Origin of the sequence: Methanosalsum natronophilum (assembly GCF_024808815.1) — an archaeon.
In the GTDB taxonomy this organism is placed as follows: Archaea; Halobacteriota; Methanosarcinia; order Methanosarcinales; family Methanosarcinaceae; genus Methanosalsum; species Methanosalsum natronophilum.
The window spans coordinates 1-1,116 of the sequence record NZ_JANUCS010000045.1 but is presented as its reverse complement, the minus strand read 5'-3'; the positions used below and the strand labels follow the sequence as shown (position 1 = coordinate 1,116).

At 55.8% G+C, this 1,116-nt stretch carries 1 rRNA gene; it reads left to right on the top strand.

The annotated features are described in order from the left end of the window. Positions 1–1,065: ribosomal RNA gene (locus tag J2T59_RS10200) — 16S ribosomal RNA — on the top strand; the annotation flags it as partial. Positions 1,066–1,116: the final 51 nt, after the last annotated feature.

Below are 1,116 nucleotides of genomic sequence, written 5' to 3'. Positions count from 1 at the left end.
ATGTGTAAACGGCATGCGATAGCAAGGGCCGGGCAAGACCGGTGCCAGCCGCCGCGGTAACACCGGCGGCCCGAGTGGTGATTACTATTATTGGGTCTAAAGGGTCCGTAGCCGGTTTGATCAGTCCTCTGGGAAATCTGACAGCTCAACTGTTAGGCTGCCAGGGGATACTGTCAGACTTGGGACCGGGAGAGGTAAGAGGTACTGCAAGGGTAGGAGTGAAATCTTGTAATCCTTGTAGGACCACCAGTGGCGAAGGCGTCTTACCAGAACGGGTCCGACGGTGAGGGACGAAAGCTAGGGGCACGAACCGGATTAGATACCCGGGTAGTCCTAGCCGTAAACGATGCTCGCTATGTGTCAGGGATGGTGCGACCGTTCCTGGTGCCGGAGGGAAGCCGTGAAGCGAGCCACCTGGGAAGTACGGCCGCAAGGCTGAAACTTAAAGGAATTGGCGGGGGAGCACTACAACGGGTGGAGCCTGCGGTTTAATTGGACTCAACGCCGGAAATCTCACCGGGGGCGACAGCAATATGTAGGTCAGGCTGAAGACCTTACCTGAATCGCTGAGAGGAGGTGCATGGCCGTCGTCAGTTCGTACTGTGAAGCATCCTGTTAAGTCAGGCAACGAGCGAGACCCGTGCCCACTGTTGCCAGCATGTTCTTCGGAATGATGGGTACTCTGTGGGGACCGCCGCTGCTAAAGCGGAGGAAGGTGCGGGCTACGGTAGGTCAGTATGCCCCGAATCTCCCGGGCTACACGCGGGCTACAATGAGTGGGACAATGGGATCCTACCCCGAAAGGGGACGGTAATCTCCTAAACCCACCCGTAGTTCAGATTGAGGACTGTAACTCGTACTCATGAAGCTGGAATCCGTAGTAATCGCGTTTCAACACAGCGCGGTGAATACGTCCCTGCTCCTTGCACACACCGCCCGTCAAACCACCCGAGTGAGGTATGGGTGAGGGCACGAACTAAGTGTCGTGCTCGAACCTAAATTTCGCAAGGGGGGTTAAGTCGTAACAAGGTAGCCGTAGGGGAATCTGCGGCTGGATCACCTCCTAAGCAAAAAAAACTGTCAGCCGAAAGCTGAATGACTGCCAGACTAGTACAA